This is a genomic window from Klebsiella sp. 28, assembly GCF_018223905.1.
Taxonomy (GTDB): Bacteria; Pseudomonadota; Gammaproteobacteria; order Enterobacterales; family Enterobacteriaceae; genus Klebsiella; species Klebsiella pneumoniae.
This window is the reverse complement of sequence record NZ_JAGRQY010000137.1, coordinates 1-6167: the sequence shown is the minus strand read 5'-3', so window position 1 is coordinate 6167 and position 6167 is coordinate 1. Positions and strand designations below refer to the sequence as shown.

7 protein-coding genes are annotated in these 6167 nt (G+C 58.5%); 4 read left to right on the top strand and 3 right to left on the bottom strand.

Features of this window, described 5'->3' with window-relative positions; translation table 11 throughout:
- Nucleotides 1-587 (bottom strand): Mal regulon transcriptional regulator MalI (gene malI / locus KHQ28_RS21625; RefSeq protein WP_211777679.1); only part of this gene is annotated, 587 nt, incomplete at its 3' end.
- Nucleotides 588-759: 172 nt separating this feature from the next.
- Between malI and malX the strand changes: the two genes are divergently transcribed.
- Nucleotides 760-2352 carry a maltose/glucose-specific PTS transporter subunit IIBC gene (gene malX / locus KHQ28_RS21620; RefSeq protein WP_002903245.1) on the top strand — a complete coding sequence of 531 codons (1593 nt, stop codon included), beginning with the start codon at nucleotides 760-762 and terminating at the stop codon, nucleotides 2350-2352.
- 51 nt (nucleotides 2353-2403) lie between these two features.
- Nucleotides 2404-3576, top strand: a complete 1173-nt coding sequence (locus KHQ28_RS21615; protein WP_004176351.1) for a MalY/PatB family protein — start codon at nucleotides 2404-2406, stop codon at nucleotides 3574-3576.
- 13 nt (nucleotides 3577-3589) lie between these two features.
- Here KHQ28_RS21615 and KHQ28_RS21610 read toward each other — a convergent pair whose 3' ends face one another.
- On the bottom strand, nucleotides 3590-4618 hold the full coding sequence (locus KHQ28_RS21610; protein WP_004179669.1) for a CorA family divalent cation transporter: 1029 nt from the start codon (nucleotides 4616-4618) through the stop codon (nucleotides 3590-3592).
- Between the two features lie 311 nt (nucleotides 4619-4929).
- On the opposite strand from KHQ28_RS21610, the gene ydfZ reads away from it, so the two are divergent.
- Complete coding sequence (gene ydfZ, locus KHQ28_RS21605) at nucleotides 4930-5133, top strand: putative selenium delivery protein YdfZ (protein WP_004151566.1); 204 nt, start codon at nucleotides 4930-4932, stop codon at nucleotides 5131-5133.
- Between the two features lie 69 nt (nucleotides 5134-5202).
- On the opposite strand, the gene KHQ28_RS21600 is transcribed toward ydfZ, so the two are convergent.
- On the bottom strand, nucleotides 5203-5682 hold the full coding sequence (locus KHQ28_RS21600) for a hypothetical protein (RefSeq protein WP_004151567.1): 480 nt from the start codon (nucleotides 5680-5682) through the stop codon (nucleotides 5203-5205).
- A 236-nt stretch (nucleotides 5683-5918) separates the two neighbouring features.
- Here KHQ28_RS21600 and KHQ28_RS21595 point away from each other — a divergent pair.
- The coding region (locus KHQ28_RS21595; RefSeq protein ID WP_211777678.1) for a DUF1304 domain-containing protein at nucleotides 5919-6167 on the top strand (249 nt) is incomplete at its 3' end.

Here is a 6167-nt window from a genome sequence, read left to right as displayed (position 1 = left end):
GTCAGCGAAGCACTCTGCCCGCCGAGCCAGGCGATCCGCTGATGGCCGCGGCGGATAAGATGCTCCGTCACCAGCTGCGCCGCCTGCATGTTGTCCGGGCGGATTAGGTCGACATCGTCAAGATAGCTGGCGCGGGAAGCAAACACCAGCGGCACCCCCGCCTCCGCCGCACGCTCGCGCAGCTCGCTCCCGCGGTCGATCGCCCCGGCGATAATCACCCCGTCCACCCCCTGCGCCGCCAGCGTATCAAACCGCTGGGCCATCTTCTCGCCGCTGCGGCCTCCCTGGGTGAGAAATACCATTTTCCCCTGCCTCTCCAGGGCATCGGTGAGGCCGGCGGTTAATTCAGCATAAAACGGTTTTGACAGGTCGCTGACGATAAGGCCAATCACCCCGCTCTGCCCACCGCGCAGCGAGGCCGCCTGACGGTTGCGCACAAATCCCAGCTGTTCGATAGCCTGATTAACCCGCTCGCCGGTGGCGCTGGAGATGCGCCCTTTGCCGCTCAGTACCAGTGAAACGGTACTCACGGAGACGCCGGCAGCCAGCGCCACATCATTGATGGTGATCTTTTTTGCGATTGCCATAACCTGCTGGCTGACTCCCTTGCCTGTCGATAAATCGTTTTATCATTGTGCGATCTTTATAAACCTTATTATCGCTTGAATATGTGATTTTTATCGCACTAAAAAGTGGTAAAACGTTTTATCTTGCCGTGGCGTTAGTTCTCCCGACCACTTATGAATCAGGAACCGTGCTATGACGGCGAAAACAGCACCAAAAATCACCTTATGGGAATTTTTCCAGCAGCTGGGAAAAACCTTCATGCTGCCCGTAGCGTTGCTCTCGTTTTGCGGGATCATGCTGGGGATCGGCAGCTCGCTAAGCAGTCACGATGTTTTGACTCTGCTGCCGTGGCTGGATATGCCGCTGCTGCAGGCCATCTTTATCTGGATGAGCAAGGTCGGCTCCTTTGCCTTCAGCTTCCTGCCGGTCATGTTTTGTATCGCCATCCCGCTGGGTCTGGCGCGAGAGAACAAAGGCGTCGCCGCCTTCGCCGGCTTCGTTGGCTACGCGGTCATGAACCTGGCGGTCAACTTCTGGCTGACCGCGAAGGGTATTCTGCCCACCACCGACGCCGCGATCCTGAAGGCCAACAATATCCAGAACATTATCGGCATTCCGTCAATCGATACCGGGATCCTCGGGGCGGTGATCGCCGGAATTATCGTCTGGCTGCTGCATGAACGCTTCCATAACATTCGCCTGCCGGACGCCCTGGCCTTCTTCGGCGGCACCCGCTTCGTGCCGATCGTCACCACCGTGGTGCTGGGGCTGGTTGGGCTGGCGATCCCGCTGGTATGGCCAGTCTTCGCTATGGGGATCAACGCCCTCGGGAAGATGATCAACAGCGCCGGGGATTTTGGGCCGATGATCTTTGGCACCGGCGAGCGACTGCTGCTGCCGTTTGGCCTGCACCATATTCTGGTGGCGCTGATCCGCTTTACCGAAGCCGGCGGCACCCTCGACGTCTGCGGCCACAGCGTCAGCGGCGCGCTGACCATCTTCCAGGCGCAGCTGAGCTGTCCGACGACCCACGGCTTCGCCGAAAGCGCCACCCGTTTCCTGTCGCAGGGTAAAATGCCGGCATTCCTCGGCGGCCTGCCGGGAGCCGCGCTGGCGATGTACCACTGCGCCCGTCCGGAAAACCGACATAAAATTAAAGGCCTGCTGATCTCCGGGGTCATCGCCTGCGTGGTCGGCGGCACCACCGAGCCGCTGGAGTTCTTGTTCTTGTTTGTCGCGCCGGTCCTGTATGTCATCCACGCGCTGCTGACCGGTCTCGGCTTTACCATCATGGCGGTGCTCGGGGTAACCATCGGCAACACCGACGGCAATATCATCGACTTCGTGGTGTTTGGCATTCTGCATGGCCTGGCGACCAAGTGGTATCTGGTGCCGGTGGTGGCGGCTATTTGGTTCGCGGTCTACTATGCCATCTTCCGCTTCGCCATCACCCGCTTCAATCTGAAAACGCCGGGCCGCGACATCGACACTGCCGCCAGCGTGGAGAAAGCCGTCGCCGGTACCATCGGCAAATCCGGGTATAACGTACCGGCGATTCTGGCGGCGCTCGGCGGCGCAGAGAACATTGTTTCGCTGGATAACTGCATTACCCGTCTGCGCCTGTCGGTGCACGATATGAGCAAAGTGGACGCCGCCGCGCTGAAAGCCCATCGCGCCATCGGGGTGGTACAGCTCAACCAGCATAATCTGCAGGTGGTTATTGGCCCGCAGGTACAGTCGGTAAAAGATGAGATGGCCACGCTGATGAATACCGTGCAGGCCTGATCCCACTAGTCCCCCTCCGCTACGGAGGGGGCGCTCGCTAAGGAAGCTCCAATGTTTGATTTTGCCACCCCTATCGATCGCCACGGCACCTGGTGCACGCAATGGGACTATGTCGCCGACCGGTTTGGCGCCGCCGATCTGCTGCCGTTCACTATTTCCGATATGGATTTCGCCACCGCGCCCTGTATTCTCGACGCCGTCAGCCAGCGGCTGGCCCACGGGGTGTTCGGCTACAGCCGCTGGCGCAACGAGGCGTTTCTCGGGGCGATTGTCCACTGGTACGCCAGCCGCTTTAACAGCGACATCGATCCGCAATCTGTGGTCTACGGACCGTCGGTTATCTATATGGTGGCGGAAACCATCCGCCAGTGGTCGAAAGAAGGCGACGGCGTCGTGGTCCACACCCCTGCCTACGATGCGTTCTATAACACCATCACCGCTAACCGGCGACGGATTGCCCCGGTGCCATTGATCCTGAAGGATAATCGGTGGCGCTGCGATATGGACCGCCTGGAGGCGGCGCTGGCGGAGCCAAAGAATACCCTGCTGCTGCTGTGCAGCCCGCACAACCCAACGGGGAAAGTCTGGCGTCGCGAGGAGCTGGAGACCATGGCGGCCCTGTGTCAAAAACATGGCGTCAGGGTGATTAGCGACGAAATTCATATGGACATGACCTGGGGCGAACACCGCCATATCCCGTGGAGCGAGGTCGCTCAGGGACCATGGGCGCTGTTCACCTCCGGTTCGAAGAGCTTCAATATTCCGGCCTTTACCGGGGCCTACGGCTTTATCCCCGAAGAGAACGAGCGCGACAGCTACCTGCAGGCGCTAAAGGGTCGCGACGGGCTCTCTTCCCCTTCCGTGCCGGCGCTGGTCGCCCATATCGCCGCCTACCGCGACGGGGCTCCCTGGCTCGATGCCCTGCGCGACTACCTGCAGGCGAATATGCGCTATGTCGCCGACACGCTCAACAACGCCTTCCCCGCGCTCTGCTGGCAGCCGCCGGAGGCCACCTACCTGGCATGGATCGACCTGCGCCCGCTCAACGTTGACGATCGCGCGCTACAGCAGGCGCTGATCGCCGAACAGAAGGTGGCGATTATGCCGGGTTATACCTATGGTCCTGAGGGCAACGGCTTTCTGCGACTCAACGTCGGCTGCCCGCGCGAGAAGCTGGAACGCGGTGTCGAAGGACTGATTGCCGCCCTGCGCAGCCTCAGCTGATTCGACGCGCAATCTACAGGTCATCGCGCCGGCGAAACGCCAGGTAACCGGCGCCGAGGGTAAAGACAGCGACAATCACCACCAGCAGGATAAACCCGTGGTGGTTGCTTGCCAGCGGGATCCCACCGACGTTCATGCCGAAGAAACCGGCGACGATGTTAATCGGCAGCGCGAGGACGGTGATCACCGTCAGGGTATAGAGGGTGCGATTGCTCTGCTCCAGCTGGCGGGCGCCAATCTCCTCCTGCAGCAGACTGATGCGCTCGATCAGGCCCGACAGATCGTTAAGCACCACGCTAAACTCTTCGGTGAACTGACGAAACGCCTGCACCACCGCGCGATCCATCCACGCCGGCGGCCGGTTAAGCAGCCGGAACATCGCCGCCGGCTCCGGCGCCAGCAGCCGCTGGAAGCGTAAAAGCATCCGCCGTAGCCGCGCCAGATCGGCCCGGTTGCGCTGCACGTGATTGCTCAGAAGACGCTCTTCAATAAGGTCAACATGGCGGCTGGCCTGGCGGACGACCTGCTCCAGCACCTCCTCCTGCTCCTCCAGCAGAAAGGCCAGCAGCTCAGTAGACGTGTTCACCCTGAGCGTCTGCAAGCGCGGCAGCATCCATTCGATAAACCGCAACGGTTTGAAGCGCGCCGTCACCACCAGCCTGGGGCTACAGTAGAGCCACAGCGTGGCGGTTTCCGCGCTGGTATCCTGCGGACGAAACAGCACATCGTTAAGCACAGCGAACAGATTTTCCCCCTGTCGCTCAATGCGGGTGGTGTGCGAGCCGCTGCGGATCTCCTCGAAGAAAAAATCGGCCACCGGAAAGTGGCTGGTTAACCATTTCTCGGCGGTGGCGTGATTAAGATTCAGGTGTAACCAGATAAACGCCTTGTCATCGGCGAGCGCCTGATAGCGGGCGCATACCTCGCCAGAGGCGATCGGCTGCGGGGGGCGCTGTTCATGAAACAAATAGCCATGCACCAGGCCGGAAACTTCACTATCAAAATCGGGCTTTAACATCTTCGCGGTGACGTCTTGACTCATGGCTCCCTCAGGACAGGCACTGGCACCGTTGATGCCCGAATATTGCCATCTTTCGCTATTTTCCGCGGGCTGGCAAGGTTAATAATCTGGTCATAAAACAGTAACCTGGCTGACATATGACGGCCAGTATCACGCTTCATCCCCTCGCCGCGCAGGCGATGCGATGGAGGCGAACAGAAGGTCTTCTTGCCTTTATGCTCAGGTGGTTATTAAAATAAATTTGATTATCCTCAAAACTTTTTTAGGCAGAAAGCGGTATTAATTTGCGCGCTTAATCATTGCTTTCACCCAGGTTTATTGAGGAGGAGACCATGAAAACCTATGACCGTAATCGTAACGCTATTGCTACCGGCAGCATGGTAATGATCGCCGGTAACGGGACGACGGGCGTGATTAAAGCTATCCATGGCGAGGGGAAAACCGCTGAGCAGTTGCGCCGGGCGGACTGCGTTGAAATCGACGGCTGCGAGGGCCGCTTCTGCCCGTTGGATCTGATCCGTCTCGGCTTCCATTAATTCCTGCCGCCAGGTCGTTAGTATCAGGCCACCTGTGGTGGCCTGCTCTTTTCCCGGGTAATAAAGCGTCTAGCGAAAGCTCCACTGAACACTCATCACAAAGATCGCCGGCACAATAATGCCGCCTTCCACACCGAAATAATCGGTGAAATTATATTGCAGGCCATGATAGAGGTAGGGCGAAAAACCGATGCCGGTGATTTTTTTGGCGGTGCGGTAGGTGCCGGAATCCCCACAGTGGCTGAAGGCATCAAAGAAAAATTCCCCGGTATAGGCATACACCCCTTTCAGTACCCAGCCGGTATCGTTTTTCAGCCAGTCGCGGCGCACGCCGAGGGTCAGGCAACGATCGTCAAAGCTGTTTTTCATCGTTCCGACCAGCACGCTGTATTTTGAATCCTGAGAAAACTTGCGCTCCACCGAGAAAAAGTTGTTATTGAAATGTTCGTTATATTGTCCGTGGTTACCCGTCATATGATAGACATAGGAGCCGGTATTCATCGAATAGAGGCTTAATTCCCCGGCCTGCGCCGACGGCATGGCAACCATTAGTAGGCCTGATAACAAAATCCATAATTTATTTACCATTCAGTAACCTATGCCATACCCGTAAAAAGAACCCCGCATGCTAGCACCGCTTAGCTAAACCAAAGGGCAATCAGATAAACCAACGCTCTTCGCGGCGGGAAAATATGACGCTATCTGCACTATAGCAGTCGTCCTCTCGCCTGGTGAGCGCCTGCGGTTATACTGGAGAAACATTCCCCTAATCGTTAAGGACCGCTGTGTTAGCCACTCTCCTCGTTGCGCTGGTCGCTATTATTCATCTCGCCATCCTGGTGCTGGAGATGTTTCTCTGGGAAGGCTCCGCCGGGCGCCGGGCCTTTAACCTCAGCGCCGATTTCGCCCGGCAGACCCGGGTGCTGGCGGCCAACCAGGGCTTGTATAACGGCTTTCTGGCCGCCGGCCTGGCATGGGGGCTGTGGCTGGGGGCGCCGGGGGGGCAGGTGGTTATCTTTTTCCTGGCCTGCGTG